The organism is Brachybacterium sp. AOP29-B2-41, assembly GCF_052378395.1.
Classification (GTDB): Bacteria; Actinomycetota; Actinomycetes; order Actinomycetales; family Dermabacteraceae; genus Brachybacterium.
The window spans coordinates 242,652-267,333 of sequence record NZ_JBQSXR010000003.1 but is presented as its reverse complement, the minus strand read 5'-3'; the positions used below and the strand labels follow the sequence as shown (position 1 = coordinate 267,333).

Sequence of the window (24,682 nt, the reverse complement as noted above, 5' to 3'; positions counted from 1 at the left end):
TGTCATGGCCGAAAAGCCGTCAGGACCAGTTGTCGCTGTTGTTCGAACTCGTTGGCCGTGATTTCGCCTCGTGCGAGGCGCAGTGAGAGTTCTCCGATCGCCTCGTTCTCGTCCCGCGCGCGTCGGGGGCGCCCGGGCAGCACGGTGCATGCCAGCAGCAGTGCCGAGGCCCAGAGGAGAGCGAGCAGACCGGCGACTATCACCCACATCAGCCACGACATCGCATCGGTAGGCATCATCGAGCAGCTCCCTTAGTGGGTCGAGTTCGTACGCGGCACGGTCCACATCAGATTCCCCCGGGGCGGGCGAAGTTCTCGTCGAGAGTTCCTCAAGATCTGGTCCAGATAGTCCGTCTGCGCCTCCGTAGACACGCGATCTCCAGGGACGGGGACCAGACTGGAGCCATGAGGAGTGAAACGGATCGAGCAGCGGCGATGGTTCTCGTCGTCGAGGACGAAGCCGCGCTGTCGGATGTGGTCCAGGCGTATCTCGTGAAGGCCGGCTACGCGACTGCGAGCGCGCGGAGCGGTCCGGAGGCGGTGGAGGCAGCCCGCACTCTGTCACCGGACGTGATCGTCCTCGATCTCGGCCTGCCCGGGCTCGACGGTCTGGAGGTGATGCGCAGGATCCGCGCCTTCTCCGACTGCTACGTGCTGATCACGACGGCACGGTCAGAGGAGGTGGACCGCCTGGTGGGGCTGTCGGTGGGGGCGGATGACTACCTCACCAAGCCGTTCAGCGTGCGTGAGCTCGTCGCTCGGGTCCAGGCCGTATTGCGCAGGCCCCGCGCCGATTCCGGGACGGCGTCTTCGGACACAGTGCGCACTTTTGGAGAGCTCGAGATCGACACAGCTGCCCAGGAGGTGCGGCTCGCCAGCCGGCCACTTCCGCTGACCCCCACCGAGAGGGGACTCTTGATGACCCTGGCGCTCAGTCCTGGCCAGGCCTTCAGTCGCAGACAGCTGATGGAGGCCGTCTGGGGAGACAGCTGGCTCGGAGATGACCATCTCGTCGATGTGCACATCGCCAACCTCCGACGAAAACTCGACGAGACGGCTGAGTCTGCACGGTTCGTCACCACGGTGCGCGGTATCGGGTACCGGATGGGGAAGGGGTGAGCTCGTGACCGCACCGAATACATCTGTGCGAACGGTTCGCCCTAGCACCAGCTTGGCCTCGCGCCTGATGATCGGCCAGCTCATCGTGCTGCTCGCCGGCGCGCTCACCATCACGGTGCTGACGGTGATCATCGGGCCCGCCGTCTTCCACTACCACCTGCTCCAGACCGATCTCCCGGTGGGCAGCGACGAGCTCGTCCACATCGAACGCGCCTACCGTGACGCGCTCGCACTTGCCCTCGGGGTCGGACTGGTGGTCTCCCTCCTGGCCGCCGGCCTGGTCACCTGGAACCTGGCACGACGACTCCGCCAGACGCTTCACGGCCTCACCTCGGCTGTCGATGAACTGTCCCGCGGCCACTACTCCACGCGCGTGCCCTCCGTCGGAGCCGGGACCGAACTCGACTCCCTGGCCGCCACGCTCAACGACATGGCAGCGCGCCTGGACGCCGTCGAGGAGACCCGACGCCAACTGTTCTCCGACCTCGCCCATGAGCTGCGCACCCCCATCGCCACCCTCTCGGCACATCACGAGGCGATGGCCGATGGCGTCATCGAGCCGGAGGCAGCCATGCCCATCCTCGCCAGCCAGACCATGCGACTTTCGCGGCTGGCTGACGACATCAGTGAAGTGTCCCGGGCCGAGGAGGGCCAGCTCCCGGTACAGCTGCACCCCCTCGCCGTCGACGACCTGCTGGAGTCGATACTCCCGGCATGGGATGAACGGTTCGAGACAGCGGGCGTGGCACTACGACGAGAAACGGCCCTGCCCCACTCCGTGACGATCCACGCGGACCCGGACCGCCTCGCCCAAGTCCTCGGAAACCTGCTGAGCAACGCTCTACGGCACACTTCCCCCGGAGGCACCGTCACGGTCTCGGCAGCCACCCACGGCAGCACGGTGGAGATCACGGTAGCGGACGACGGCGAAGGCTTCACCAATGAGGACCGGTCAAGCCTGTTCGAACGGTTCTTCCGCGCCGACAGCTCCCGCACCCGTGACAACTCCGGCTCAGGCATCGGCCTGACGATCAGCCGCGCCCTCGTCGATGCGCACGGCGGGACCATGGCCGCAGCCAGTGAGGGGCCCGGACAGGGAGCCACCTTCACCATTCGGCTTCCTCGTGCGACCGCTGACCGCTGAGCCCGCCGCGCACGGCGGAACGCACCCCTCAGACGATCGTAGTGAAGTTGCCGATCCGCACCTGCAGGAGAGCCATCCACTGCTCCCACACGCCGGTGACCAGCAGGAGTCCGATGGCGATGAGCACGGAGCCACCGACGATCTGTAGCGTGCGGCGATGCCGGGACAGCATTTTGGAGATGCCGAGGGCGCGCCGGAACACGAGGGCGAAGAGGATGAACGGGATCCCGAGCCCGATCGCGTAGCCGAACGCGAGGAGTGCGCCGCGGCTCGCGGAGGCCTCCCCGAGGCTGAGCGCGGCGACCGCGGCGAACGTTGGGCCGATGCACGGAGTCCAGGAGAAGCCGAACGTGATCCCGAGCAGGGGTGCGCCGGCGAGTCCGGCATCGGGGCGCTTCCGGATCCGTTTCTCACCGGAGAGACGGGGGAAGATTCCCACGAACACCAGTCCCATGAGGATCACCAGCACCCCGGAGATCCGATTGATCGCGCTGGTGTACTGGACCATCAATGACCCGAGGGCGCCGACGAAGCCGCCGATGACCAGGAACACCGCAGTGAATCCAGCCACGAACAGCACCGCGCCGGCGACCAGGCGCCACGGACGCTCGCCCGGATCACTGTTGCTACGCGGCCCGGTGCCCGGTCCGGTGAGGCCGGTGATGTATCCCAGGTAGCCGGGGACCACCGGGAGCACGCACGGTGAGAGGAACGCGACCAGACCGGCAACTGTCGACAGGAGAAGGGCTGCGGCCAGGGGTCCGCTCAGCACGGTGGTGGCGAAGAGTTCATCCATCAGGCACCCTCCGCCAGCACGGCATCCAAAAGGCTCTCGAGAGTGCTCTGGTCGGCTGCGCCCGTGATCCGGGCGGCTACTCGTCCTTCAGCATTGAGGATCAATGTCGTGGGGACCGCGTTGGGTGAGACGCTGCCGTCCATCGACGTGATCACGACCCCATCGGGGTCCGGGATGGAGGGATAGGTGATGCCGAAGGTCTTCTCGAATGCGGCGGCCGGTCCGGCCTTGTCGCGGGTGTTGACGCCCACGAACTCCACGCCCTGTGAACCATATTCGGAGTGCACGGCCTTCAGTGCTGGTGCTTCGACCCGGCACGGCGGGCACGAGGCGTACCAGACGTTGATCACCAACGGTGCACCGCGCAGCGCCGTGGAGTCGAAGTCGTCACCGCCGTACGTCGTTCCCCGGATCTCCAGAGAAGCGGCGCGGCCCTCAGGGGGGATCTCCACGACGACCCCGTCACCGGAGACGTACCCGGCGTTCGCCTCGCTCGCGGCATCCGAAGAACTGCTGCACGCCGCAAGTAAGGGAGCAAGGACGAATAGACCGCCGCTCAGGAGTGTGGTCCGCCGACTCGGGCCGACCCGAGCCCCGCTCCTCATGAATGGGTCGGTGACGGGGCGTCGAAGTGCGGTGCGGAGGCTTCGTCCGATCACGTCAGTTGAAGACTGGTCAGACAGGTCAGATCATCCTCCGCCTGGGTCGAGATGGACGCGGACCCCGTGTAGCCCTCGAGAGTGCACGTGAGCTCCGCTGTGATCCCGCGCGGCAGCCAGAAACCGATGAACCCGTTGTCGTGAGTGGTGCGAGTGCCCTCCTCGAGGATCTCGCCCGAGCTGCTGTCGACCACGCTCACAGTGAGCTCGCGGCTGCGGAGCTCCCCGCGGCACGTCGTCAGACTGTGGAGGGCGCACTCGTGGGTGGTCTCCACGAACGGGGCCACCGACAGGTAGAACTGATCCTGCGGGAGGGGCAGCTCGGCCTCCCGCCCTGCATCGTCTTGGAGCTGAAGAGACGTCGCAGTGACGCTGGCGATCAGGTTCTGCGGTCGCTCGGCCACCGGGAGCGCTTCGAGCCGGTCGATGATCTCGTGCGCGTCGGCGTCGGCGAAGCCATGTTCCTGGAGCAGCTCCTGATCATCCGTGATGGATGGGGGCTCGGACCCGACGGTGCCGCAGCCGGCGACCACGAGCGGGAACAGGACGGCACCGATCGAGACCGATCGTCGGGGCACCCGCACAGTGCGACGACCGGGCCCATCCCCGGAGGAAGCGAATGCACCTCGAGGGCTCGACGGGGTGGTCATCACGCAGGCTCGATCTCGCTCTCGACGACCCACTTGTGGTTCGTCATCATCATCCCGTCGGCTTCGTAGTCGACCATGTACACAGTCTCTTCGGTGGCTCTGTCGATGGTGGCTTCAGCACCCTCCATACCCGCCATGTGATCAGCGGTGATGACCACCTCGGTGCCCTCCGCCAGCGGTGCCTCGCCCGGGTTTTCGAGCTCTTCGTGAACGACCCACTTGTGGTCAGTGACCGGCTCGCCGCCGTCGGTCGGGGTGAAGCTGACCGAATAGGTCGTGGTGTCGAAGGCACCGGAGATCGTCGCCGTCGCTCCCTCCATGCCCTCCATGTGGTCCGCCGTGAGCGTCACCTCTGTGCCGACCGGGAACTCAGGATCCTCCGCAGGCGCCATCCCCTCCGGTGCAGGGCCGCCATCCATCGGGTGCTCCATGCCCCCGTGGCCACCACCATCGGACGCCTCCGAGGCTTCGGACCCACCGGACGTCTGACCGTCGTCAGACCCGCTGTCGGCGCAGCCGGCAAACACAATCGCACCGGTGAAGACGACCGCCGCGAGACGGCCGAAAGAGCGACGAGAACGCATAATTACTCCTAGTCAGAGGACACTTTGCGCCAGCCTACGACCCTCAGATCAAGGTCTCCTCAAGGCCAGGTCTGGACTTCTTGTGCACAACGTTGACCAGGCGGCTTGCGGCACCTCAGAACGAACGGTCTAATCACTTCTGCCTCCCGCGACGCCCCGGCTATCGTCGTCAGGGCGGGCGGGCAGCCGCCGGTCCGTTCGGAACGAGAAGGAGCACGATCATGACTCATCACGTCGCATCAATGCTTCAGACCTACCCGAAGGACTTCGGCGATATCGACCGGGAGAAACTCGCCGTATGCATCGAGGCCTGCGTCGAGTGCGCCCAGACCTGCACCGCCTGCGCGGACGCCTGCTTGGCCGAGGACATGGTGGCGGAGTTGACCCAGTGCGTCCGACGGAACCAGGACTGCGCCGACGTCTGCGAGACGACCGGCCGGGTCCTGTCCCGTCAGACGGGCAACAACGTGGCCCTCAACCGAGAGTTGCTCGAGGCTTGTCAGGCGGCGTGCCAATCCTGCGCCGAGGAGTGCGAGGAGCATGCGGGCATGCACGAACACTGCAAGGTCTGCGCCGAGGCTTGCCGTCGCTGCGAGCAGGCCTGCGCCGAGCTGCTGGCCTCGATCGGCTGACGACGCTGCCTCTGTACACAGAGGGAGCCCCGACCGGTGGTCGAGGCTGCCTCTGCGCTGGCGTTGTGGCGTGCGGTCAGCGGAAGGTGACGAAGGTGGGGTTGCCCCAGATGGTCCGCTCGGTGACAGCGCCCGGGGTGCGTCCCGCGTCGATGACCGTGTCGCCACCGGCGTAGATCCCGAGGTGGCCAGGCCACACCACGAGGTCACCGGGCTGGGCCTCGGACTTCGAGATCGTCGTGCCGGCCGCCACCTGCTGAGACGAGGTACGGGGCAGGTCGATACCGGCCTGCTCGTACGCGTAAGAGCTCAGGCCCGAGCAGTCGAAACTGACGCCCGGCTTAGAGGTGCCCCACGAGTAGGAGGCACCGATCTGTGAGCGTGCGGCGTCGACGATTGCCTGCTTCGAGTTCGTCGCAGACTTCGCAGGAGCGGGAACAGAGGTCCCGCCGCCCGAGATGGAAGCGCCGCCACCGTTCAGCGCGCCGCGGGTTTCCGGACCCACGACCCCGTCGATCTTCTGGTCATGCGAGCCCTGGAAGTCCTTCACGGCCCCGTGGGTGAGCTTGCCGAACTTGCCGTCGACGGCTATCGAGGCACCATGGTCGTTCAGCGCCGACTGCAGCTGCTCGACAGCTGTTCCCTCGGAGCCCCACCGCAGCTTCTCGGATGCCACGGCGGACTTCACGTGTACCGGAGCCAGCGCTGCCGGAGCGGCAGCCTGCGCAGCAACGGCAGAGGCGGCGGGCGAGACAGCGGGGGCGGCCTGAGCCGGGCCCGCGGCGAAAGCGGATCCGAGGAGGACCGTGCCGAGGACAGCGGCACCGCCGGTGCCCCGCAACGCGCGGCCAGCGGTCCCGACAGGCGTGACTGCTCGGCCGAAGGCGCGGTGGGTGTTGTTATGGGCCATGGTTCTACTCCGTAGGTTTCCCTCCTCGAGACGGGAGGGAGTCGATGACTTCGTCAGTGCCGCAGCGACGGCAGAGCGACCAGTGAAGCGCCAGCTCATTTCGTGGGCAGTGAAACCAACGTACGGGCTGGTTCGGCGGTTCTACGGAGGCATGGGGTGCCCTGCTTGAAGATTTAACCGCGGCTTTGCGCACGCTCTCCTGATACCCCCGGAGGGTAGGCCGGGCCTTTACCTGTACGGTCGAAAGGATGACGCGAGAGATCGAACGCATTCTCAAGATTGTCTTAAGGCAGCGCTGCACTCATCAGCGGACCCGTGCTGCAAGACGTGCGCGGACGCACCACGGCCCGGCACCCATTGAGGGGTGTCGGGCCGAGCAGTGGATAGAGCGGAGTCAGTTCGCCTTGGCGTAAGCCTCACGGACATCGGCGCGGATGCGACCGCGCTCCGAGACCTCGTAGCCGTTCGCGACCGCCCACTGGCGGATCTTCGCGGCGTCGCCGCCGGTGCTGGCACCGGTGCCGCGCTGCGCGCGACCACCAGTGCGCCGCGCCAGAACGGTCCACTTCTCCAGCTCGGAGCGCAGCTGGCGAGAGTTGTCTTCATTCAGATCAATCTCGTACGAGACGCCGTCCAGCCCAAACGTCACTGTGTTCGTGGCATCCGAACCATCGATATCGTCAACGAGCAGAACCTGGGTCTTGCGAGCCATTGTGACCTCCAGTGATTAGAGTGATTGCGCGGACAGTGTAGGCACACTTCCCTTGAGGAGTCATGCATATTAGCGGTCACCGGGCGTTTCGGTAGTCTGCGAACTGTCGGCGAGAGATCGCGAGGATTTCATTGAGATGCGATCCGATCTCGCGGCGACCGGCCGGCTCCGTCACGCCGAGCTCTGCGACCAGCTCCTTGCGCGTAGGGAACTCTCCCTCGCAGTGATGCGCGAAAAACACCACCGCCACGCTCGCCATAGGGACCGGCTGACGCTTCGGCGCGCGTAGACGCGAAGCCTCTCGTTCGGCGTCTCTCCGCGCGCATTCGGCCACGATCGACCGAATCCGCGCAGTGCGCTCAGACGCCCCCTCATCCGGAACATCCGCCCAGGCCAGACGATCCTCACCGAACAAGGATGGATCCTCCAACGGTATCGAACGGAGGCTGCCGAGACCCCGGATCGTGATCAGGACGGACTGCCGCGCGGCGTCCTTTCGAGTCGCGTACATGCGAGTGTTGTGGAAGTCGACGAGCTCAGCATCGGACGGGGTGCGTGCATGCTCGGTCTCGAACAGTTCACGGGAACGCTTCACCAGCTTCGCCCGACGATCATGAGAGCTGTCGCCCGGGACCCCGGCAGTGCCATTGAGTAGACCCTTCCGTCGGTCTTCTCGGATCCAGTACCGCGTCTCCGCCTCCAAGATCGTCGGCAGGTTTCGTGAGTAGTTGAACACACTGCTGGTCCCCGGCCCGGACTTCGCCCTCCACCGCGTCTCGAGCATTCTCATCAGCGCATCTCCGAAATAGGAGAGGACCAGATCCTTGTCGTGGTAGTCCAGACGCGAAATATGCTGCGCCCTCTTCAGGACCCGCGCAATTTCGCTTTCATGTGTGTACAAAAATTCATCGAGAAGGGCGCGCTTCTCGACCCGCTTCCGGGCGTGGAGGATCTGACACATCTCGGCCTTCCACGGCGTCTCGAGCGTGTCCCGATCGCAGTCGCAGCGACGATGATGATCAGCCCGCCGGCGGACCCTCGCAGTGGTGTTCAGCAACAGCGCGGTCATCGTGCATCCTCCCTGGGAAGCGGGGCGGCGGCGAAGGGGAATCCCGGCCAGACGGTGAGGTCCTGGGCCTGCCGGATCAGGCCATGGGCGATAAATGCATCCAGCACCGCCAGCAGGCGCCGTCCGCGCGCCTGCTCGTCGAGGATGTAGGCGAGGGTGACGTGCCCGTTCGCGGTGCGGGACTCGGTGGCCTCGAGGATGTGCAGCACCTGGGCGATGACGGCGCGGGCGCGTGCGGCGCCGATCCCCGGGCCGGCGGTGATGATCTGCTCCAGGCGCAGACGCAGCAGCGGCTTCTCGCCAGACGCCGCGGCGGCGATGATCGCCTCCCACGGGGTGATCGTGCCGTCCGTGATCAGCTGCAGGAGTTCACCGCGCGCTGCGTTGGCGACTCGTCGCTGGCTGATGAGCAGGGTCATGTCGATCTCGCCGGTGGGGTGCTCAGACATCACTGGCCTCCGCGATGTTGCGGACGGCGGTGGATTCGAGCGACGGGGCGACGGTCAATGCTCGGATGGCGCGGGTGGTGGACACCCGGTCAGTGGGGTGGAGGTCGTTGTAGCGGTCGATGATCTGCTCGAGGCCGGCGCCGGTGCCGAGTGAGCGGGCGACGCGACAAACTCGAGGGCCTACTTGGGGATCGCCGATGGCGACGCGGACCTGGTCGCCGAGGTCCCGGCGGATCTGGGTGGTGAGGTACCGGATCGGGTCGACGTTCCGGGTGGTGGCCGGGTCCAGGCAACGGTCCAGGGAGCGCAGTATGCGACTGTCCGGGCCGGCAGCGCCGTAGAGCACGTGGGTGACGACGAGGTCGAGCTGTTGATCATCAAGCAGCCTCACCACGGTCTCGTGCTCCTCGATGCCGGTGATCTCCCGGCAGATCGACGTCGCAACCTGATGGACGCTCTCGTGGGCGAACTGCTCCAGGTGCGCGAGCATCGTCCACCGTGCGAGCTCACCGCGCTCGATGAACTCATCGAGCAGTCGCGTCGCCTGATACGCGGACAGCACGGGTGCACGGTGCGCGGGCCGCTGAACTGGTCAGATCGGGTTTGCGACGTCGTTTACCGATGCGAACGGCTCGACCGGGAGCGGGAGCGGTTGCGCACTCGACGGCTGAAGCGTGAACCGGTCCGGGCGGCCGACGTGGCACGCGTGTACTTCGCGCACCATGCGATCGGAGAGTTCCCCACGCGGCGCGAGATCATCGAGAGGCTCAGGATCACCGAGCCCGCAGCGCGGCGCGACTTGAGCGCGCGGCTACAGGAAGTCCTGGACGTGGCACGAGAACTCTTCGCCGACTACCGCCGCACCACTTGACTAACCAGTACGCAACGGCCAACTTCGGGCCGCAGACTAGTTGTACCGAGCACCCTAGATGAGAGTCGATTCATGGTCACCAGGGCAAACGTCGAAGACTGGGTGATCCGCAATCGGATCGTGCACACCGACATGGATATTGATGAGATCGCGGGCATCATCAGTCGCACTGACAACCTGGCTCCAGTATCTGAGCTGGTGAGGTTGTTCAGGCGAGGAGAGGTCTCACGGGCGGCTCTCACATTCTTCTTGCCACGAGTCTGGGTGGGGCTCGAGGCGAACAGTCAGGTACCGGTCGAGACTTGGAGGGCGATGTTCGAACACATCGCTTACACGGAAGACGGCATCGTCAAGTCTCGCCCGCGACGGTCTGTGCGTGCTTTCCGCGGCGCGACCGAAGCCAACCGTGCAGGGCTTTCCTGGAGTCTCGACCCTCGCCAAGCTGAGTACTTCGCCCGTGAGCGCCAAGCGCAAAGGGATAGAACCGGTCGGGTTTGGGTCGTCAATATCCCCGCCGATCGGGTCTTCGCGCGAGTCTTGGAGGGCATGGAAAAGGAGATCGTCGCCGATGTGAGGGGCCTAAGGATCCTTCCAGTTGAACAGGAGGCTCAGTTACCGACCCTGCGCTGGTGGTCGCGGCGATGAGCTTTTAGGACTGCGGCTGCAGAGGCTCAGACCAGCAGCGACATGGACTCCAGTGCCCGATGGCGGAACAGGGTGTTGGGCCGATCGAGGCTCGGGCCGGCGTCGGCCCCGATCGAATCGATCACCTGGGTGAGCGAGCCGAACGAGACTCCGCCCACCTGCTCGATCTCCGTCGGGGCCGCTGCGAGCTTCGTGGGCACGATGTATCCGTGGACGTCGGCGGTCCGGCCGTAGCGCCCGCGGAGTACCTGCACCTCATCGCGGACGACGTTGCGATGCACTTGGCCGTCCGCGATGATCTCGGATCCGGAGATCTCCAGGCCGTCGGCGCCGAGCGGAGGGATCGCGATCAGGTGCACGGACCGGCCGACGACGACGGCGACCTGCGACCGGACCGGGGAGGTGCTGGGTCGCGGGGTCACCCGGTCGGGCAGCAGGATCACGCGCACCCCGTCACGGTGGCCGAATGCTCCCTTGAGGGCGCCGAGCTGCCGCTCGATATCGGTGTTCCGGGACCCGAGCGAGGTCGTGCCCACCTGCGTGATGAATGAGGAGTCGATGATGTTGTCCTCCTGGGTGGAGCGGGACAGGACGACCCCGAAGGACAGGTAGGTCGTGGTCGTGCTCGCAATGAGGCACAACGGGCTGCCGAGCATGGGCAGGGGCGTGCCGGCGTCGAGATAGATGCAGACAGCGCCAGCGAAAGCGACCAGCAGCGTCAGGAGGAGTCCCCAGCGGTGGAAGATGCTTCGCGTGATCACCAGGAGCGACCAGACCAGATGCGCTCCCAACCCGCACAGCAGCGCCACCGGAGTCGAGACCGCTCCGATGCGAGCCAGCGGCAGTCCGAGCGTCGCAGCGGCTGCCGCCCCGGCTGCTGCCCACGCCACGAAGGCGACCATGAGAAATATCGTGAAGAGTGGCCGACGGCGCGGTGACTTCGCGTCGGCGCCGCTCGGAAGATCGTGGACTGGGATGTACCAGTCCCACGCGGTGGGGTCGACGTCCAGCATCGAGGATGCTCGAGTGCCGCGCTCGGGATGGAACACGCGACGCCGAGGCGCTGTCGGCGCCGATGCCGATGCCGGTGACGGATCGGAGGCGGCAGCGGGGGACTGGGGTGCCAGGGTGCGGTCGTAGGCGGCCCGCCTGGAAGCATTGGCCAGGACGTTGTACGCGGAGCTGACGTGCTTGGCGAGCTCGTCGTCCCCTCCAGCGTCACCGTGCAGCGCCCGCATCTGGGTGCGGAACGCTGCAGTGATGTCGGCTCTCGAGGCGTCGCGGGACACGCCGAGGGTCTCGTAGTGCGTCAGTGCCACGTCGCCTCCTCCCTCCGTCCGTCCTGTGCTCCGCGCCAGTGGGCGAAACCCGCTCCTCGCGGGACGTTCTCGCTATCGCGGCCAGTGCACGGCCAGGGCATGCACTCCGCGCTGATCAGCGAGTGGCACGGAGGATCAGCCCAGCACGAGCGGCGCGATGAGGCTCGGGTCCTTCCGGTCGAGTGTGCGGACGTTGTTCACGGCCCGGTCGACCGGGTGGGTCACCAGCGACCCCGCGATCTTCTCGGACAGGTCGCCCAGCATCCCGTGCAGGTTCTCCCGCTCGTCCTTCTCGAGCTTCCCCGGTGCCAGCCACTCACTCATGAGCTCCTCGTCCAGGAACGCTGGCATCCGGTCATGGACATCACCAGCAGCGTCTCGAGCCTCGCGGGTAATGATCGTGAAGCTCACGTCCCAGTCGCCGTCGCCGTTCTGCTCGACCGTAGTCAGGCCCGCAGCGTGGAGGAGACGCTCATCGGTGGCGTGAACGTAGTAGGGCTGCTTGCCGTTGTCCATCTCGACCCACTCGAAGTAGCCCGACATCGGCACCACGGCGCGAGAGCTCGCAAACCCAGCCCGGAACATGCCGTTCGTGTGCACGGTCTCGAAGCGGGCGTTGATGGGCCGTGGCCCTTTCTCCTTGGCCCATGCGGGCTTGTAGCCCCAGCGCGCGAACTCCAGCGTTCGTTGAACCTCCCCGGCATCCTTGTCGTAGTGCTCGCGGACCACCGGGGCCGTCGTCCGGGGTGCGACGCTGAAGACCGGCTCCCAGTCGAAGTCTCGTGCCGGGTGCGCGGCATATGAGTGCAGCAGCCCCTGGGCATCGACCTCGAGCACGTAGCGACCACACACGGCCGGCCTCCTTCGGCGTAGGTGGCCACGATGGTACTGCTCGCTTCGACGGCGAACGGGGCGGCATCGTGATTCCCGAACCGATCCACGCGCTGTGGCGACCGCATCTCATGCCACGGCCGCTCGGCCGATGGGGCTGGTGACAGAGGACCCCGAGGAGTTTGGTCCTCGGGGTCTCGCCTATGCCGTGATGGCCTTGCTCATGGCCGATGATCTCCAGGCGGTCGGCTGATCAGCCCGGAGTGCGGTTACGCGACCGACAGCGGCGTCATGCCGAGTCGCTGAGCGGCAGTCTCCGCAGTCGCCTTCGGTGCCGACGGGTGAGCGGCCAGGTAGCGCAGGGTCTCCGGGGCCGCGTTCGGTGCGGAGGAGGCGTGGAAGATCGCGTTGCGGTCGGTCAGCCGACGGGCGATCCGGTCGATGAACTCGGGGGAGAGGTCATGGCGACGCGTGACGGGGTAGGTCAGCCACCGCTGGTCGAGGTCGATCAGGTGCTCCAGCGTGACCTCGGAGGTTGAAGGGTTGTGCGCGATCTTCCGCAGCACCTCGCCGGTGACCTCGGTGCGGGCCAGCTCGTCCAGCACCTCGGGGTCGTCGCTGAACTCGGCAGTCCGAAGAAGGACCTGCACAGCGGGCGGTTCGTCGACGGGATGGGGTGCGGCGTGCTGGACGATGGCGGTCATGGCGGCTCCTGCTCCTCGTTACCCGGCCCGTCCGGGTACTGGTGCAGTGGGCGCGAGCACCGCGTGACAGGACAGGTGCCCGGCTGGGTGTGAGGCGCTCGTGGTCGGACTCGAGTTCAGGAAGCGTGGCGGCAGCCGGCCGCGGTGTGCATGCGGGACCTGGGCGTCAGGACTGCAAGGGAAGCACCGCGCCGCCGGTGCCGACACGAGCCCGACGGCCGAGCCACCGGGCATTCTCGACAGCCTTCGAAGGGCGGGAGGTGAGGTCGCTCAAACGGTGGTCGATAGTAACCGAGATGGTCCGTCCGGTGATCTCGCGGCCGCGGCGATCGGTGCGCAGCGGGATCGGATCGCCGAGGCCTTCGAGGTGCCCGGTGGCGATGACGAACGACCGTACGCAGAGCAGGACGTCGCGACCCGCAGAGGAGCCTGGGAGCCTGTGCGGTCCCTCGACGCCGTGGGACAGCTCGTCGTCGCTCATGTCCGCGATCCGCTGCACCGTGGGGTCGACATCCATGCGGATCACGAGATGGCCCGGGGTGTCGGTGGTCTTGGCGGCGACCTCGCCACTGGCGGCCAGTGCCCGCACGGCCTCGAGGTTGAGACGGGTTATCAGCCCGTGATCGACCAGGTGCGCGAGGGAGGATCGGTCGATGTCGGCGATGCGCGCGGCGAGGGCCACGGGGATCTGCTCGTCGGGATTCGGTTTGGTGCTGCGGACGGTCGGCTTCAACAAAGCATTCCATACCCGAATCGTCATTTCGAGTGGCACGCAGATTGTGCACGATGCCCGGGAAGTGAGCGCTACTCGGAATGTGGCCGCTGCATGATTGGCGGTGGATGCAAGGAACTGTGGACTGCACAGATACTGGTACCCCGGAATCGTTCAATGTCCGGTAACAGCCATTATCGGACATTGAGTTCACGTGTCACACGAAACCCATCAACAGAGAGCCGGACACCTCTTCAGCAATCAGCTGGAGGAGCTTGACGCATAGAACTTGAGCACTCCGCAGATGGTGCCCGCACGGCCAAATATGCGTTTCGGTGCAGCGGGATGGCTTCCCACCGCGGCGTGGGTCCTGTTCGCCCTGACGGGTAGCCGCGGTGCAGGGGCACTTCGAGGCGTACGTGGAAGGTGACCCGGTGGATGACCCGTGAGGGCGCAGCGCTATCGATGCCCCGGCAGCCGAGAGTGGCCGCGCCGACACTGCCGCAGTTCTTCCCCACGTGTGAGCTCCGACGGGAAGGGCAGCCTTGCGACGGGCGAGCCGGCCTGCCTGGTCTTGAGTCGCGGCGACGAGAGAACCTGGGGGAGACCCTGGCCCTGGCCACCAGCCGGCCCCGTTCTGTGCTCGCCCCGCGTGCCCCTGGTCCGAGTGCGGCACTCGAACGTCGATCGCCGTCGTGATGGTGACCCCGAGGCTCGTGCGGTCTCCAGCCGGCGCGACTCTAGCGGTCACATCGCCGCCAAAAAGACAACGCCCTGGCGAGAAACTTGTTCTCACCAGGGCATTTGTCGGGCTGACAGGATTTGAACCTGCGACCCCTTGACCCCCAGTCAAGTGCGCTACCAAGCTGCGCCACAGCCCGAGATCTTGCGTGATCCTCCGTCACCGGAGGACCGAGGATCACAGTACCCCGAGCAAGCCCCTAGGAGCCAATCGGGAGGTGCGTGACCTGCGGCACCTGCGCCGTACCCGCCCGCGAGGACGCGGATGCGATAGTGGGCGCAGGCCGTGCCCCCGCCATGGCCGAGACCATCCACCCAGCGGGACCCGACGCGCAGGAGGATCGATGATGACCGACGAGCAGCAGTTGCAGCGCTGGCGAGAGGCCCTCGCGGAGCAGCCGACGGGGTGGGACGTCTCCGCCCTCGCCGGCTTTCGGGAGACGGAGCCGCCGTGGCGGTGGCGCACCCTGGTGGAGAACCTCGCCCCGATGGCGGACCGGGTGCTGGACCTGGGCACCGGCAGGGGAGAGGTGCTCGCCTCCCTCGCGGATGTGCTGCCGGAGGGGACGACCGCGACCGAGGGACGGGCCTCCCACCTGCCTGCCGCCCGGGAGCGCCTGACGCCGCTGGGCATCGAGGTCCACGAGCACGACCCGGAAGCCGCCGGATCGCGCCTGCCCTTCGCCGACGCCGCCTTCGGACTGGTGCTGAACCGTCATGGAGCCTTCGACGCGACGGACGTCGCCCGGCTGCTCCGCCCCGGCGGCACCTTCCTCACCCAGCAGGTGGGCGGAGACGACGGCCACGAGATCCGCGAGCTGTTCGGCATGGATGATCCGAAGGAAGAGGAGACTCTCGAGGGCACGGTCCACGCACTCACCAGAGCCGGCCTGCGCGTGGACCGTTCAGACACCTTCCACGGCCACTTCGAGTTCGACGATGTGCCGACCTTCCTGCGCTACCTGCGCCGGGCCCCCTGGGATGCCCCGGAGGACTTCGATGTCGACGGCTACCGGGACATGCTCGAACACCTCCAGGCGCAGGTGCGGAAGGGACCTTTCTCCGCCACCGTGAGCAGATACCTGGTCCAGGCGAGCGCGCCCGAGACGCCAGATGCCGGCCGCACGGACTTCTCGGCCCTGCTCGGTGAGCAGCTGGATGTCCCGCGGGTCTGACGGCTCCGCACTGCTGCCGCTCCTAGACTGCTGACATGCGCGAACGCGAGCATGAGACCCCGCACGGCGAGACCCCGTACTCGCCGACCTCGCTGCTGCGCGCACTCACTGCGGACCCGTACGGCGTGGACACTCTGCGCAAGGACGATCACCCGGCTGCCGAGGCCGCGCCGCCTGACAACCGGATCATGCGGGGGGTGACCCTGCTGCTGGCACTGGCGCTGGGCTTCGCAGTCGCCGTCTCGGTGCTGGATCTGCGCCACGAGGCCGGCGCGGCGGACGGCCCGCGCGCCCTGCTCGAGCAGGAGGTCCTCGAGACTCGGGCCGAGGCCGAGCAGCTGGAGGAGCGCCAGGCCGAGCTGGAGGCACAGATCGCCGACGCCCAAGGGACCGTCCTCGACAGCACCGACGCCGGCGCGTCAGAGCGCCTGGCCAGCTACGAGCAGGCCGGGGGAGGAGTGCCGCTGAGCGGCCCGGGAACGGTCCTGGAGCTCGAGGACTCCGCTCCGCTGCCGTCGAGCCCCGGCGGCGGTGCCGGCACCGTGAACCGGGTGACCGACGGTGACCTGCAGATCGCCGTGAACGGACTGTGGGCCGCCGGCGCGGAGGCCATCGCCATCAACGGCCAGCGCATCACCAGCACCACCGCGATCCGGACCGCGGGCTCCGCGGTCCTGGTCGACTTCCGCCCCCTGTCTCCGCCATACCGGATCACGGCGCTCGGCGACTCCGAGCAGCTGCACTCCGGGGTGCTCGAGGCTGAGACCGGCGAATACCTCACGGAGATCTCGACCCGTTTCGGAATCCGGATGTCCTGGGAGGATGGCGAGGAGCTCACCGTTCCGGCGCGCGCGGTGGGCATCCTCCAGGAGGCCTCGGTGCTCGACGACGAGACCCAGGGCGCCCCGGACACCCCGCCGACCCCCAGCTCGAACCAATCATCGACCGCCGGCAGCGGCGCCGAGGAGGAGTCCCCATGATCGCCATTCTCGGACTGGTGCTGGGCATCGTGCTCGGCGTCGTCGTCCAACCCGATGTCCCCGCTGTGCTCCAGCCCTATCTCCCGATCGCGGTGGTGGCGGCCCTGGACACCCTCGCCGGCGGCCTGCGGGCGAGCCTCGACGGCGCCTTCGACTCCCACGTCTTCATCACCTCGTTCCTGTTCAACGTGCTGATCGCCTCGTTCCTGGTCTTCCTGGGCGATCAGCTCGGAGTCGGCTCGCAGCTCTCGACCGCCGTGATCGTGGTGCTCGGGATCCGCATCTTCTCGAACGCGGCAGCGATCAGACGTCTGCTGTTCCGGTCATGAGCGACGGCACCCGCACTCCCGACTCCCCGACGCAGCAGAAGCTGGTCTGGCGTCGGCTGCGCGACACCCTCCGCCCGCAGGCGAATCTCTCCCAGCTGATCGTGGGGCTGCTGTGCCTGCTGCTGGGGCTCTCGATCGCCGCCCAGGTGCGGCAGGGCGATGAGTCCCTCGAGGGCGCGAGCCAGCAGGAGCTGGTGCGCCTGCTGGATGAGTCGGGGAGGCACGCCGCCGATCTCGAGGTCGAGAACGCGGAGCTCGATCGCACCCTGGAGGCGCTGCGCTCCGGCCAGGAGGATGACGTCGCGGCGCAGAATGCGGCCGAGGAGCGGCTGGAGGACCTCGAGATCCTCGCCGGGACCGCCCCGGCCAAGGGCCGGGGAGTGGTGGTCTCGATCGCCGATCCGAACGGCGAGCTGCGCGCGTCCACGCTCCTGGGAGTGATCCAGGAGCTGCGCAATGCCGGGGCAGAGGTGATCCAGATCGAGGATGTGCGGGTGATCGCCTCGAGTTCGATCACCACCGCCCCCGCAGGCGGCTTGCTGGTGGACGGAACGCCGATCGAAGCGCCCTATGAGATCCGAGCTATCGGGGACCCCTCCGTGATGGAGCCGGCGCTGCGGATCCCGGGCGGGGCGGCGGACTCGGTCGCAGGCGACGGCGGAACGCTCGCGGCGACCGCCGACGACGCGGTCCGGGTGGAAGCCACCGTCGCGCTGAAGGACCCCGAACACTCCCGAGTGGTCAAGTGATCGTCAATTCTTGGCGTCTCCCCGCCTGGAAGGTCCCCTGCAGGGCGATTCGCGTGCGAGGATGGTGGAGCCGAATCCTGCGCGCCCATTGCGCAGGGTCCGTTGCAGGCCAGGAAGGGGTGCGCGGTGTCAGGGAACACCGAGTGGAACGACGAGAATCTCGACCACACATCGAAGCTGAGTGCGATCTCGCCCAACGATCCCCTGGAGGAGACCGAGCCCGGTCTCTCGTCCCAGGACCGCAGGGCGATCGAGAACCTGCCCCCGCGCAGTGCGCTGCTGATCGTGCAGAAGGGCCCGAATCTCGGCGCCCGCTTCCTGCTGGATTCCGAGACCACCATCGCGGGACGTCACCCCAAGAGCGAGATCTTCCTCGACGACGTGACGGTCTCCCGCAAGCATGCCGCCTTCGTGCGTGATGGCGATGGCTTCCTGGTCCGGGATCTCGGCTCTCTCAACGGAACATATGTGGGCAAGGACCGGGTCGACGAAGCTCGCCTCCAGGCCGGCCAGGAAGTCCAGATCGGCAAGTACCGATTGACCTATCACCTGTTCCACGGGACGGCCTGACCTGATGTCGGCCTCCGCCGCGCGCAGGCCGAGCTCCTCGGGCGCAGCGCGACTGAGCATCGGGCAGGTGCTCGAGATGTTGCGCGATGAGTTCCCGGACCTCGCGCACTCCAAGCTGCACTACCTGGAGTCCGAGGGTCTGATCTCCCCGGACCGCAGCGCCGCCGGCTATCGCAAGTACAGCCGTGAGGACGTGGACCGTCTGCGCTTCGTGCTGCGGGCCCAGCGGGACCGCTTCTGGCCGCTCAAGGTCATCAAGGAGCACCTGCTCGAGCACGGCGTCGACTCCGAGGTCACGTCCATCGCCTCCCGCCCCGGCCCCACCGCGTCGCTCCAGGCGGTGCGTCTGGACCGGCGAGGGCTCGCTCGTGAGGCGTCCGTCGAGGAGGAGTTCCTCGCCGAGCTCGAGCAGTACGGACTGCTCGGTGATGGCGCTCTCTTCTACGGCTCCACCGAGCTGGAGCTCGTCGGGGCGGCCCGGGATCTCGCCGAGGAGGGCCTGCATCCGCGCCACCTGGTGATGCTGCGCACCGCAGCGGAGCGGCAGGCGCACATGATCCGCTCTGTCGCCAGCCCGCGTTCGCGTCCCGGCGACTCTGCGGCACGCGGAGAAGCTGAGGATTTTGCTCGTGACCTGGGCGAATCGATGATCACACTGCACGGGGCTGTGCTGCGGACCGCGCTCCGGGATCGCTGACCAGCAGGGGGCCGTCACCTCTCCGTGACCTTCGGGCGGCGCGTTGCTGTCGGCCGGCGGGCACTTCGCGCTACTCTGAGCAGGTGCTCTCACCCTTCCCCCTCGGAGAGCCTGAACCCGGAGGTAGCCGTGAACGCCGTTGGCGATGATCGCACTGAGCAGTCCACCGTCCCCGCAGAGCCCGCCCAGGGCGTGCTCTTCGACGACATCGTGGATACGCCGGGCGAGCTCGGATATCGCGGCCCTGCCGCATGCAAGGCCGCCGGCATCACCTACCGCCAGCTCGACTACTGGGCCCGCACCGGTCTCGTGGAGCCAGGCGTCCGCGCCGCCCACGGCTCCGGCAGTCAGCGTCTCTACGGCTTCCGCGACATCCTGGTGCTGAAGGTCGTCAAGCGCCTGCTCGACACCGGCGTCTCCCTCCAGCAGATCCGCGTCGCCGTCAGTGCGCTGCGTGAGCGCGGGATCGACGATCTCGCAGGCATCACCCTGATGAGCGATGGCGCCTCCGTCTACGAATGCACCTCCGCCGAGGACATCTTCGACCTGGTCCAGGGCGGCCAGGGCGTGTTCGGCATCGCGGTCGGCCGAGTCTGGCGCGAGGTGGAGAACGACCTGCTGAGCCTGCCGGGTGTCAACCCCGCGGACGATGCCGCACTCGCGCTCCAGGACGAGCTGGCCGCTCGGCGCCGCTCCCGCCAGGCTGGTTGAGCCAGCCCACACACCACAGTCGCACAGCAGAACGGCGAGTCCTGGGAAGGGACTCGCCGCTCTGCTGTGCCGATGCTGCTGATCCGATGCGCGTGCGCTGAAACCTGCTGTGTCTCAGGACCTGCAGGGGAGCGACGAGCAGGCGAGCAGGGACCACAACCGGGCAGCGACGCAGAGGCCTCTGCGCCTCGGGTCCCGACCGGCGGTCAGGAGTTCTGGCGCGAGTCCATCACCGTGGCCAGCAGCGCGTCGAAGTCCTCCGTGAGACGTTTGCCGGACGCGCCCTCGTAGCGGTGCAGCGGCACGGCGCCGCCCTGGGCCTGCTGAAGCCCGACGCGCTCCTCGATGACTGGTTCGAGCACGGCATCGCCGAACAGCTCACGCAGCTCCGCGAGCCGGTACTGATGCTCGACCGAGCGCGGACGGTAGCGGTTCACCACCAGGCCCAGCGGCTGCAGTCGGGGGGCGACGCCGTCGGCATGCATCTCGGTGGCGAGCTTCAGGGCCCGGTCCGCGGCGGTCACCGCGAAGAACCCGGGCTCAGCGACCACCAGGGAGCGGTCGGAAGCCGCCAGCGCCATCTGCGTGAGCCCGTTCAGCGACGGCGGGCAGTCGATCAGCACGATGTCGTACTGGTGCGAGCGCTTGTCGAGGGCCTGATGCAGGCGGCGCACGTCCTTGGGGGTCGGCGCGGGGGAGTCCATGATCGCCGAACGGCTCGAGCCCGGGATGATGTCCAGGTGGGAGGCCGCCCCGGCCGCCCAGGGCGTCTCGATGATGGCCCGGTCGATGGTCTCGGTGCGCGGGGAGGACAGCACCTCGGCGATGTCCAGCGTGCTCGCCGGCTCACCGAGCAGTCCGAGGGTCGAGTCCCCTTGCGGGTCGAGATCGACCACGAGGGTATTCACCCCCTGATGCAGGGCGGCAGAGGCCAGGCCCAGGGTCACGGACGTCTTGCCGACGCCGCCCTTCAGGGAACACACACTCACGATGAACACGCTCCGCAGTCTACCGACAGCACCTGCGCACGGACGCCACGACGGGCGGTAACCTGCGTGAATCATTCGATGAACAGCCGATCAGGGGGAATCGATGGGACAGATCACCCACGAACTGGTGCTCGAGGTGCTCGACGGCTGCGGCGCGAGCGCCCTGCAGGAGGCGAGCCGACTCGGGTTCGCACGGCTGGTCGGACCGACCGAGCTGGTGCTGAGCACGTCGGATCTCGACGCCGTGCGCACGCTGCGGCGCGTGGTCGCGGCCTCGACGAGCCATACCGTCGCGGCCCGTCGGCCGCGAGAGCTGCTCGAGACCTCGGTCCAGCAGCGGCTCGGCGAGCTGCTCGAGGACGTGCGCCGTCAACGACCGCGGATGCGCTTCCACGGCCTGCGCCTCGAGGCCGCCGGCTCTGACACACCCGATATGCGCCGCCTGGCGACCGCTGTCGCCGAGCTCGCCGGGGTGCCGGTCGCCGCGGACGGTGACCTGGTCATGCGGGTGCGGCGAGGGGCGCCGTCCGGAACCTGGCAGGTGCTGCTGCGCACCACCCCGCGGCCGCTGGCCACCCGCGCCTGGCGCACAGTGGACTACCCCGGCGCGGTGAACGCGACCATCGCCGCGACCGTGCTCGATCAGCTCCAGGTGGGAGCCGACGATTCCCTGCTGGACATGACCTGCGGCTCCGGCACCTTCCTGGTGGAGCAGCTGCACGAGGTGGCACCCGCGCGCGCGGTCGGTGTGGATCTGGATCCCGCCGCGATCGACGCCGCCCGCGAGCACCAGCGCGCCGCCCGGCGCAAGGGCAAAGTGGACTGGGTGGTCGGGGACGTGCTGGAGGTGGACCTCGAGCCGGGATTCTCCCGCCTGGTGACCAATCCGCCCTGGGGCACCCTCCATGGCGAGCACGAGACGAACGAGAAGCTGCTGGCCGCGCTGCTGGGCCGCGCCGCTGAGCTTTCCGCCCCGCAGGCGCGCATGGGGGTGCTCACCCACGAGATCACCAGGATGCAGCGGGTGCTGGAGACCTCACCGGCGGGCTGGCGACCTGTGGGGGAGCATCGGTTCTTCCAGAAAGGCCACCACCCCCGCCTGTTCCTGCTCGAGCGCGGCTGAGACCTCGAGCGCGGTTGGGACCTGGAGTGCGGCTGGGACCTGGCCACACGGGCCCGCCGGCCAATCCTTCCGGGCATTCCTTACAGGCCCCGCCGGCCGTCCTGCAGCGCACGCAGCGCGGCTGGCTCCCCGTGGACCTGCACCCGGGCGACCTCGTCGCGGCCGCTGACCCACAGCAGCAGCTCGAGCGGCTCGCCGTGCACCCGCAGGCTCCCCGCCGAGCGGCGGGCGCGCAGGCGCCTGCCGCCGAGCGGGGAGACGAGGGTGACATCGGCCTGCATCGACATCGCCAGCGGTGCCATCAGGCCGACCGCCCGCCACGCATCCTCAGCTCGCGCGGCCGAGATGCGCCGCGGCTCCCAGCCGTCCTGCGCCCGGCGCAGGTCCTCGTGATGGATCAGCAGCTCCGCCTGGCCGCTGAGCGCATCGATCCGGCCGATGGGGGAGAGGGGACCGGGGCCGGCGTGGAAAGCCGCCACCCTCTCCTCCCAGGGAGTCCTCCGGTACCGCTCGAGCGCTGAGCGGGCTCGCCCTGCCCACCGATCCGGCAGCCGGTGCGCGAGCATCAGGTGCGGTGCCCGCTCCCGCAGATGCAGGTGCTCCAGCAGCGCGGCGGCATCCCAGCCCGGCAGGATCGTCGGCGCCACGGGGCCGAGCGCGAGGAAGCTCGCTGCGAAGTCCTCCCGCTCGGTCCCGTGAGTCCTCGCGCTCTCCGCCATCTCAGCTGTCCTGGGAGAAGGCGGCATCGAAGGAGAACTCAGAGGTGGGGTAGTCCAAGCTGCGCAGCAGCTCGATGGCCTCCTTCGCGCCGTGGAGCCGGTCCATCCCGGCGTCCTCCCACTCGATCGAGAGCGGTCCGTCGTAGCCGATCGAGCGCAGCGCGCGGAATGCTGCATCCCAGGGCACATCTCCCCGGCCGAAGGAGACGAAGTCCCACCCACGGCGCGGGTCACCCCAGGGCAGGTGCGAGCCCAGGCGGGTGTTGCGCCCCGTGGTGCGGACCCGGACGTCCTTGCAGTCCACGTGGTAGATCCGGTCGGCGAAGTCGGTGATGAACGAGACCGGGTCGATCTCCTGCCACATGAAGTGCGAGGGATCCCAGTTCAGGCCGAAGGCCTCGCGATGGCCGATCGCCTCGAGCGTGCGCTGGGTGGTCCAGTAGTCGTAGGCGATCTCCGAGGGGTGGACCTCGTGAGCGAAGCGCACACCGCATTCGTCGAAGACGTCCAGGATCGGGTTCCAGCGATCGGCGAAGTCCTGATAGCCCTCGTCGATGACCTCCTGGGAGACGGGCGGGAACATCGCCACGTACTTCCAGATCTTCGAGCCTGTGAAGCCGATGACTGTCTTCACCCCGAGCTTCTGCGCGAGCCGGGCGGTGTTCTTCATGTCCTCCGCGGCGCGCTGACGGACGCCTTCGGGGTCACCGTCGCCCCAGACGTCGGCGCCCACGATCGCCTGGTGGCGGAAGTCGATCGGGTCATCGCAGATCGCCTGGCCCTTGAAGTGGTTGGAGATGGCCCAGCACTTCAGGCCGTGCTTCTCCAGGATTCCCAGCCGCTCGGCGACGTACTCCTCGTCATCCCAGCGTGCGGCGTCCAGATGCTCGCCCGAGACCGAGATCTCGAGACCGTCGTATCCCCAGCCGGCCGCGAGCTCGGCGACCTCGTCGAGGGTGAGGTCGGCCCACTGGCCGGTGAACAGGGTGTGCGGATGGGACATGGGGTGATGCTCCTTCTCAGGAATGGCGGGTGGTGACTAGCGGGTCGTGGAGGAAAGGTCGTGGATGGCTGGTGGTGGTGGAGGAGGGGTCGAGGATGACGGGTCGCGGTGGTGCGAGTCTGAGAGTGGCGGCGGCGGCTTCGGCACGCAGGTCTCCGATGGCCCGCACGTCGATGTCGGGCATCTGCACGACGTGGATGAGGTGCTGGGCGGCGATGACGCCGGCGCCGATGATCCCCACGCCCACAGGGCCGGTCCTACGGCTCATGCCTGCACCTCGCGGAGGTACTGGTTCAGCACGGTGTAGGACCGGTCGACAGCCTCGAAGATGTCACCGTCGTGGCCATCGAACTCGATCACCCCGAGCTCGAGCCAGGGGGCGGCCGCGAGGATCGAGGGCACATCCATCTCGCCCTCGCCGAGACTGAGCTGATCGCGCACGTCGCCCTGGAGCGGGCCGTCCTTGAGATGGACGAGCTGGATGCGCTGGCCCAGCTGGCTCAGCAGCGCGGCCGGGTCGGTCCCGCCGACGGCGGACCAGAACGTGTCCAGCTCGAGCACGACGCGAGGGTCGAGATGATCGGCCAGGATGTCCAGGCCGCAGCGCCCGTCGAACACCGGGCGGGCTTCGAAGTCGTGGTTGTGGTAGCCGACGCGCACCCCGTTCGCGGCAGCGATCCCGGCGAGCTCGCCGAGCCGCTCAGCAGTGGCCTTGATGTCGTCCTCACGCGCCCAGTGCTCGCGGTCCCAGTGCGGGTCGATGACCGACTGCACGCCGAGGGCGGCGGCGGTGGCGAAGATCGCGGCGGGATCCTCCGCCCCGAGCAACGAGACGTGCGCCGAGGGGGCGGTCAGCCCGTGCTGGGGCAGCAGCGTGCGCAGGGTCTCCGCATGGTCCATGAGCCCGTAGGGCTCGACGGTGGTGAAGCCGATCTCGGCGAGTCGCCGGAGCGTGCTCGCGGGGTCAGCAGCGAAGGCCTCGCGCACGCTGTAGAGCTGAACGGAGATCTGCACTGCTGCTCCTAGAACCGGACGGTGAGGGCCGGGGGGATCGGTGGTGACGGCTGGGTCACAACTCTATGTCGGAGATC

General features: G+C 67.7%; 32 protein-coding genes and 1 tRNA gene. 13 read left to right on the top strand and 20 right to left on the bottom strand.

Annotated features, from left to right (window positions below; translation table 11 throughout):
- Positions 1 to 2 precede the first annotated feature (2 nt).
- Complete coding sequence (locus ACT3T9_RS05010; protein ID WP_442332563.1) at positions 3 to 239, bottom strand: SHOCT domain-containing protein; 237 nt, start codon at positions 237 to 239, stop codon at positions 3 to 5.
- Positions 240 to 404: 165 nt separating this feature from the next.
- Here ACT3T9_RS05010 and ACT3T9_RS05005 point away from each other — a divergent pair, with 165 nt between their 5' ends.
- Positions 405 to 1,118: a response regulator transcription factor gene (locus ACT3T9_RS05005; RefSeq protein WP_299303331.1), complete on the top strand. Its 714-nt coding sequence runs from the start codon at positions 405 to 407 to the stop codon at positions 1,116 to 1,118.
- A gap of 67 nt (positions 1,119 to 1,185) precedes the next feature.
- Positions 1,186 to 2,262: a sensor histidine kinase gene (locus ACT3T9_RS05000; RefSeq protein WP_442332562.1), complete on the top strand. Its 1,077-nt coding sequence runs from the start codon at positions 1,186 to 1,188 to the stop codon at positions 2,260 to 2,262.
- Between the two features lie 28 nt (positions 2,263 to 2,290).
- On the opposite strand, the gene ACT3T9_RS04995 is transcribed toward ACT3T9_RS05000, so the two are convergent.
- The 4 genes from ACT3T9_RS04995 to ACT3T9_RS04980 form a co-directional block, all read right to left on the bottom strand.
- Positions 2,291 to 3,058 carry a cytochrome c biogenesis CcdA family protein gene (locus tag ACT3T9_RS04995; protein ID WP_444606064.1) on the bottom strand — a complete coding sequence of 256 codons (768 nt, stop codon included), beginning with the start codon at positions 3,056 to 3,058 and terminating at the stop codon, positions 2,291 to 2,293.
- Positions 3,058 to 3,510 carry a TlpA family protein disulfide reductase gene (locus ACT3T9_RS04990; RefSeq protein WP_442332560.1) on the bottom strand — a complete coding sequence of 151 codons (453 nt, stop codon included), beginning with the start codon at positions 3,508 to 3,510 and terminating at the stop codon, positions 3,058 to 3,060. Before ACT3T9_RS04990 ends, ACT3T9_RS04995 begins: the two co-directional genes overlap by 1 nt.
- Positions 3,511 to 3,713: 203 nt before the next feature.
- Positions 3,714 to 4,295 carry a CueP family metal-binding protein gene (locus ACT3T9_RS04985; protein ID WP_442332559.1) on the bottom strand — a complete coding sequence of 194 codons (582 nt, stop codon included), beginning with the start codon at positions 4,293 to 4,295 and terminating at the stop codon, positions 3,714 to 3,716.
- A 71-nt stretch (positions 4,296 to 4,366) separates the two neighbouring features.
- Complete coding sequence (locus tag ACT3T9_RS04980) at positions 4,367 to 4,951, bottom strand: YdhK family protein (RefSeq protein WP_442332558.1); 585 nt, start codon at positions 4,949 to 4,951, stop codon at positions 4,367 to 4,369.
- 221 nt (positions 4,952 to 5,172) lie between these two features.
- On the opposite strand from ACT3T9_RS04980, the gene ACT3T9_RS04975 reads away from it, so the two are divergent.
- A complete protein-coding gene (locus ACT3T9_RS04975) occupies positions 5,173 to 5,583 on the top strand; it encodes a four-helix bundle copper-binding protein (protein WP_442332557.1) in 411 nt (136 codons plus the stop codon).
- A 76-nt stretch (positions 5,584 to 5,659) separates the two neighbouring features.
- On the opposite strand, the gene ACT3T9_RS04970 is transcribed toward ACT3T9_RS04975, so the two are convergent.
- The 5 genes from ACT3T9_RS04970 to ACT3T9_RS04950 all read right to left on the bottom strand — a co-directional run bounded on the left by ACT3T9_RS04970 (position 5,660) and on the right by ACT3T9_RS04950 (position 9,213).
- A complete protein-coding gene (locus tag ACT3T9_RS04970) occupies positions 5,660 to 6,493 on the bottom strand; it encodes a C40 family peptidase (protein ID WP_442332556.1) in 834 nt (277 codons plus the stop codon).
- 394 nt (positions 6,494 to 6,887) lie between these two features.
- Complete coding sequence (locus ACT3T9_RS04965) at positions 6,888 to 7,205, bottom strand: histone-like nucleoid-structuring protein Lsr2 (protein WP_442332555.1); 318 nt, start codon at positions 7,203 to 7,205, stop codon at positions 6,888 to 6,890.
- A gap of 76 nt (positions 7,206 to 7,281) precedes the next feature.
- Positions 7,282 to 8,274 carry a hypothetical protein gene (locus tag ACT3T9_RS04960; RefSeq protein WP_444502786.1) on the bottom strand — a complete coding sequence of 331 codons (993 nt, stop codon included), beginning with the start codon at positions 8,272 to 8,274 and terminating at the stop codon, positions 7,282 to 7,284.
- Positions 8,271 to 8,723: a hypothetical protein gene (locus ACT3T9_RS04955; RefSeq protein WP_444502785.1), complete on the bottom strand. Its 453-nt coding sequence runs from the start codon at positions 8,721 to 8,723 to the stop codon at positions 8,271 to 8,273. The genes ACT3T9_RS04960 and ACT3T9_RS04955 overlap by 4 nt, the downstream gene beginning before the upstream one ends.
- Entirely contained in the window at positions 8,716 to 9,213 is a 498-nt protein-coding gene (locus ACT3T9_RS04950; RefSeq protein WP_442332881.1) for a hypothetical protein, read from the bottom strand. The genes ACT3T9_RS04955 and ACT3T9_RS04950 overlap by 8 nt, the downstream gene beginning before the upstream one ends.
- Here ACT3T9_RS04950 and ACT3T9_RS04945 point away from each other — a divergent pair.
- Together ACT3T9_RS04945 and ACT3T9_RS04940 are read left to right on the top strand one after the other, a co-directional pair.
- Complete coding sequence (locus ACT3T9_RS04945) at positions 9,184 to 9,594, top strand: hypothetical protein (protein ID WP_442332882.1); 411 nt, start codon at positions 9,184 to 9,186, stop codon at positions 9,592 to 9,594. The two genes, ACT3T9_RS04950 and ACT3T9_RS04945, sit on opposite strands and share 30 nt — an antisense overlap.
- Before the next feature lie 72 nt (positions 9,595 to 9,666).
- Positions 9,667 to 10,239: a hypothetical protein gene (locus ACT3T9_RS04940; RefSeq protein WP_444606063.1), complete on the top strand. Its 573-nt coding sequence runs from the start codon at positions 9,667 to 9,669 to the stop codon at positions 10,237 to 10,239.
- Positions 10,240 to 10,265: 26 nt separating this feature from the next.
- On the opposite strand, the gene ACT3T9_RS04935 is transcribed toward ACT3T9_RS04940, so the two are convergent.
- The 5 genes from ACT3T9_RS04935 to ACT3T9_RS04915 form a co-directional block, all read right to left on the bottom strand.
- Positions 10,266 to 11,558, bottom strand: coding sequence for a J domain-containing protein (locus ACT3T9_RS04935; protein WP_442332884.1), 1,293 nt, complete (start codon positions 11,556 to 11,558; stop codon positions 10,266 to 10,268).
- A gap of 135 nt (positions 11,559 to 11,693) precedes the next feature.
- Positions 11,694 to 12,410, bottom strand: coding sequence for an SOS response-associated peptidase (locus tag ACT3T9_RS04930; RefSeq protein WP_444502784.1), 717 nt, complete (start codon positions 12,408 to 12,410; stop codon positions 11,694 to 11,696).
- Positions 12,411 to 12,658: 248 nt separating this feature from the next.
- Positions 12,659 to 13,093, bottom strand: coding sequence for a hypothetical protein (locus ACT3T9_RS04925; RefSeq protein WP_444502783.1), 435 nt, complete (start codon positions 13,091 to 13,093; stop codon positions 12,659 to 12,661).
- A 166-nt stretch (positions 13,094 to 13,259) separates the two neighbouring features.
- The gene (locus tag ACT3T9_RS04920) at positions 13,260 to 13,826 is read right to left on the bottom strand and encodes a hypothetical protein (protein WP_444592610.1); all 567 of its coding nucleotides are present in this window, start codon (positions 13,824 to 13,826) and stop codon (positions 13,260 to 13,262) included.
- A 786-nt stretch (positions 13,827 to 14,612) separates the two neighbouring features.
- Positions 14,613 to 14,686 (bottom strand) — tRNA-Pro (locus tag ACT3T9_RS04915).
- 204 nt (positions 14,687 to 14,890) lie between these two features.
- Here ACT3T9_RS04915 and ACT3T9_RS04910 point away from each other — a divergent pair.
- The 7 genes from ACT3T9_RS04910 to ACT3T9_RS04880 all read left to right on the top strand — a co-directional run bounded on the left by ACT3T9_RS04910 (position 14,891) and on the right by ACT3T9_RS04880 (position 19,757).
- Positions 14,891 to 15,721 carry a class I SAM-dependent methyltransferase gene (locus tag ACT3T9_RS04910; protein WP_441445558.1) on the top strand — a complete coding sequence of 277 codons (831 nt, stop codon included), beginning with the start codon at positions 14,891 to 14,893 and terminating at the stop codon, positions 15,719 to 15,721.
- A 35-nt stretch (positions 15,722 to 15,756) separates the two neighbouring features.
- Complete coding sequence (locus tag ACT3T9_RS04905; protein WP_441445559.1) at positions 15,757 to 16,701, top strand: DUF881 domain-containing protein; 945 nt, start codon at positions 15,757 to 15,759, stop codon at positions 16,699 to 16,701.
- Positions 16,698 to 17,030, top strand: a complete 333-nt coding sequence (locus ACT3T9_RS04900) for a small basic family protein (protein ID WP_441445560.1) — start codon at positions 16,698 to 16,700, stop codon at positions 17,028 to 17,030. Before ACT3T9_RS04905 ends, ACT3T9_RS04900 begins: the two co-directional genes overlap by 4 nt.
- A complete protein-coding gene (locus ACT3T9_RS04895; RefSeq protein WP_441445561.1) occupies positions 17,027 to 17,779 on the top strand; it encodes a DUF881 domain-containing protein in 753 nt (250 codons plus the stop codon). The genes ACT3T9_RS04900 and ACT3T9_RS04895 overlap by 4 nt, the downstream gene beginning before the upstream one ends.
- A gap of 126 nt (positions 17,780 to 17,905) precedes the next feature.
- On the top strand, positions 17,906 to 18,349 hold the full coding sequence (locus ACT3T9_RS04890) for an FHA domain-containing protein (protein WP_441445562.1): 444 nt from the start codon (positions 17,906 to 17,908) through the stop codon (positions 18,347 to 18,349).
- Positions 18,350 to 18,353: 4 nt separating this feature from the next.
- Entirely contained in the window at positions 18,354 to 19,046 is a 693-nt protein-coding gene (gene ftsR / locus ACT3T9_RS04885; protein WP_441445563.1) for a transcriptional regulator FtsR, read from the top strand.
- Between the two features lie 129 nt (positions 19,047 to 19,175).
- Positions 19,176 to 19,757 carry a MerR family transcriptional regulator gene (locus ACT3T9_RS04880; RefSeq protein ID WP_444599776.1) on the top strand — a complete coding sequence of 194 codons (582 nt, stop codon included), beginning with the start codon at positions 19,176 to 19,178 and terminating at the stop codon, positions 19,755 to 19,757.
- 206 nt (positions 19,758 to 19,963) lie between these two features.
- Here the strand turns inward: ACT3T9_RS04880 and ACT3T9_RS04875 are convergent, their stop codons facing one another.
- Positions 19,964 to 20,755 carry a ParA family protein gene (locus ACT3T9_RS04875; RefSeq protein ID WP_444606062.1) on the bottom strand — a complete coding sequence of 264 codons (792 nt, stop codon included), beginning with the start codon at positions 20,753 to 20,755 and terminating at the stop codon, positions 19,964 to 19,966.
- Positions 20,756 to 20,849: 94 nt separating this feature from the next.
- On the opposite strand from ACT3T9_RS04875, the gene ACT3T9_RS04870 reads away from it, so the two are divergent.
- Positions 20,850 to 21,869, top strand: a complete 1,020-nt coding sequence (locus ACT3T9_RS04870; protein WP_444606061.1) for a methyltransferase — start codon at positions 20,850 to 20,852, stop codon at positions 21,867 to 21,869.
- 80 nt (positions 21,870 to 21,949) lie between these two features.
- Here ACT3T9_RS04870 and ACT3T9_RS04865 read toward each other — a convergent pair whose 3' ends face one another.
- The 4 genes from ACT3T9_RS04865 to ACT3T9_RS04850 are packed head-to-tail and all read right to left on the bottom strand — an operon-like array spanning position 21,950 to position 24,605.
- Positions 21,950 to 22,588, bottom strand: a complete 639-nt coding sequence (locus tag ACT3T9_RS04865) for a TIGR03085 family metal-binding protein (RefSeq protein WP_444606060.1) — start codon at positions 22,586 to 22,588, stop codon at positions 21,950 to 21,952.
- Position 22,589: 1 nt separating this feature from the next.
- Complete coding sequence (locus ACT3T9_RS04860; RefSeq protein WP_441445568.1) at positions 22,590 to 23,591, bottom strand: sugar phosphate isomerase/epimerase family protein; 1,002 nt, start codon at positions 23,589 to 23,591, stop codon at positions 22,590 to 22,592.
- 16 nt (positions 23,592 to 23,607) lie between these two features.
- On the bottom strand, positions 23,608 to 23,859 hold the full coding sequence (locus ACT3T9_RS04855) for a hypothetical protein (protein ID WP_441445569.1): 252 nt from the start codon (positions 23,857 to 23,859) through the stop codon (positions 23,608 to 23,610).
- Positions 23,856 to 24,605, bottom strand: a complete 750-nt coding sequence (locus ACT3T9_RS04850) for a sugar phosphate isomerase/epimerase family protein (RefSeq protein ID WP_441445570.1) — start codon at positions 24,603 to 24,605, stop codon at positions 23,856 to 23,858. The genes ACT3T9_RS04855 and ACT3T9_RS04850 overlap by 4 nt, the downstream gene beginning before the upstream one ends.
- Positions 24,606 to 24,682 lie beyond the last annotated feature (77 nt).

What these genes read in the sequence shown, in the direction of transcription:
- ACT3T9_RS05010 (WP_442332563.1), bottom strand. Translation starts at nt 239, where the DNA reads ATGATGCCTACCGATGCGATGTCGTGGCTGATGTGGGTGATAGTCGCC.
- ACT3T9_RS05005 (WP_299303331.1), top strand. Translation starts at nt 405, where the DNA reads ATGAGGAGTGAAACGGATCGAGCAGCGGCGATGGTTCTCGTCGTCGAG.
- ACT3T9_RS05000 (WP_442332562.1), top strand. Translation starts at nt 1,186, where the DNA reads ATGATCGGCCAGCTCATCGTGCTGCTCGCCGGCGCGCTCACCATCACG.
- ACT3T9_RS04995 (WP_444606064.1), bottom strand. Translation starts at nt 3,058, where the DNA reads ATGGATGAACTCTTCGCCACCACCGTGCTGAGCGGACCCCTGGCCGCA.
- ACT3T9_RS04980 (WP_442332558.1), bottom strand. Translation starts at nt 4,951, where the DNA reads ATGCGTTCTCGTCGCTCTTTCGGCCGTCTCGCGGCGGTCGTCTTCACC.
- ACT3T9_RS04975 (WP_442332557.1), top strand. Translation starts at nt 5,173, where the DNA reads ATGACTCATCACGTCGCATCAATGCTTCAGACCTACCCGAAGGACTTC.
- ACT3T9_RS04970 (WP_442332556.1), bottom strand. Translation starts at nt 6,493, where the DNA reads ATGGCCCATAACAACACCCACCGCGCCTTCGGCCGAGCAGTCACGCCT.
- ACT3T9_RS04965 (WP_442332555.1), bottom strand. Translation starts at nt 7,205, where the DNA reads ATGGCTCGCAAGACCCAGGTTCTGCTCGTTGACGATATCGATGGTTCG.
- ACT3T9_RS04960 (WP_444502786.1), bottom strand. Translation starts at nt 8,274, where the DNA reads ATGACCGCGCTGTTGCTGAACACCACTGCGAGGGTCCGCCGGCGGGCT.
- ACT3T9_RS04955 (WP_444502785.1), bottom strand. Translation starts at nt 8,723, where the DNA reads ATGTCTGAGCACCCCACCGGCGAGATCGACATGACCCTGCTCATCAGC.
- ACT3T9_RS04950 (WP_442332881.1), bottom strand. Translation starts at nt 9,213, where the DNA reads ATGCTCGCGCACCTGGAGCAGTTCGCCCACGAGAGCGTCCATCAGGTT.
- ACT3T9_RS04940 (WP_444606063.1), top strand. Translation starts at nt 9,667, where the DNA reads ATGGTCACCAGGGCAAACGTCGAAGACTGGGTGATCCGCAATCGGATC.
- ACT3T9_RS04925 (WP_444502783.1), bottom strand. Translation starts at nt 13,093, where the DNA reads ATGACCGCCATCGTCCAGCACGCCGCACCCCATCCCGTCGACGAACCG.
- ACT3T9_RS04910 (WP_441445558.1), top strand. Translation starts at nt 14,891, where the DNA reads ATGATGACCGACGAGCAGCAGTTGCAGCGCTGGCGAGAGGCCCTCGCG.
- ACT3T9_RS04905 (WP_441445559.1), top strand. Translation starts at nt 15,757, where the DNA reads ATGCGCGAACGCGAGCATGAGACCCCGCACGGCGAGACCCCGTACTCG.
- ACT3T9_RS04900 (WP_441445560.1), top strand. Translation starts at nt 16,698, where the DNA reads ATGATCGCCATTCTCGGACTGGTGCTGGGCATCGTGCTCGGCGTCGTC.
- ACT3T9_RS04895 (WP_441445561.1), top strand. Translation starts at nt 17,027, where the DNA reads ATGAGCGACGGCACCCGCACTCCCGACTCCCCGACGCAGCAGAAGCTG.
- ftsR (WP_441445563.1), top strand. Translation starts at nt 18,354, where the DNA reads ATGTCGGCCTCCGCCGCGCGCAGGCCGAGCTCCTCGGGCGCAGCGCGA.
- ACT3T9_RS04870 (WP_444606061.1), top strand. Translation starts at nt 20,850, where the DNA reads ATGGGACAGATCACCCACGAACTGGTGCTCGAGGTGCTCGACGGCTGC.
- ACT3T9_RS04865 (WP_444606060.1), bottom strand. Translation starts at nt 22,588, where the DNA reads ATGGCGGAGAGCGCGAGGACTCACGGGACCGAGCGGGAGGACTTCGCA.
- ACT3T9_RS04860 (WP_441445568.1), bottom strand. Translation starts at nt 23,591, where the DNA reads ATGTCCCATCCGCACACCCTGTTCACCGGCCAGTGGGCCGACCTCACC.
- ACT3T9_RS04855 (WP_441445569.1), bottom strand. Translation starts at nt 23,859, where the DNA reads ATGAGCCGTAGGACCGGCCCTGTGGGCGTGGGGATCATCGGCGCCGGC.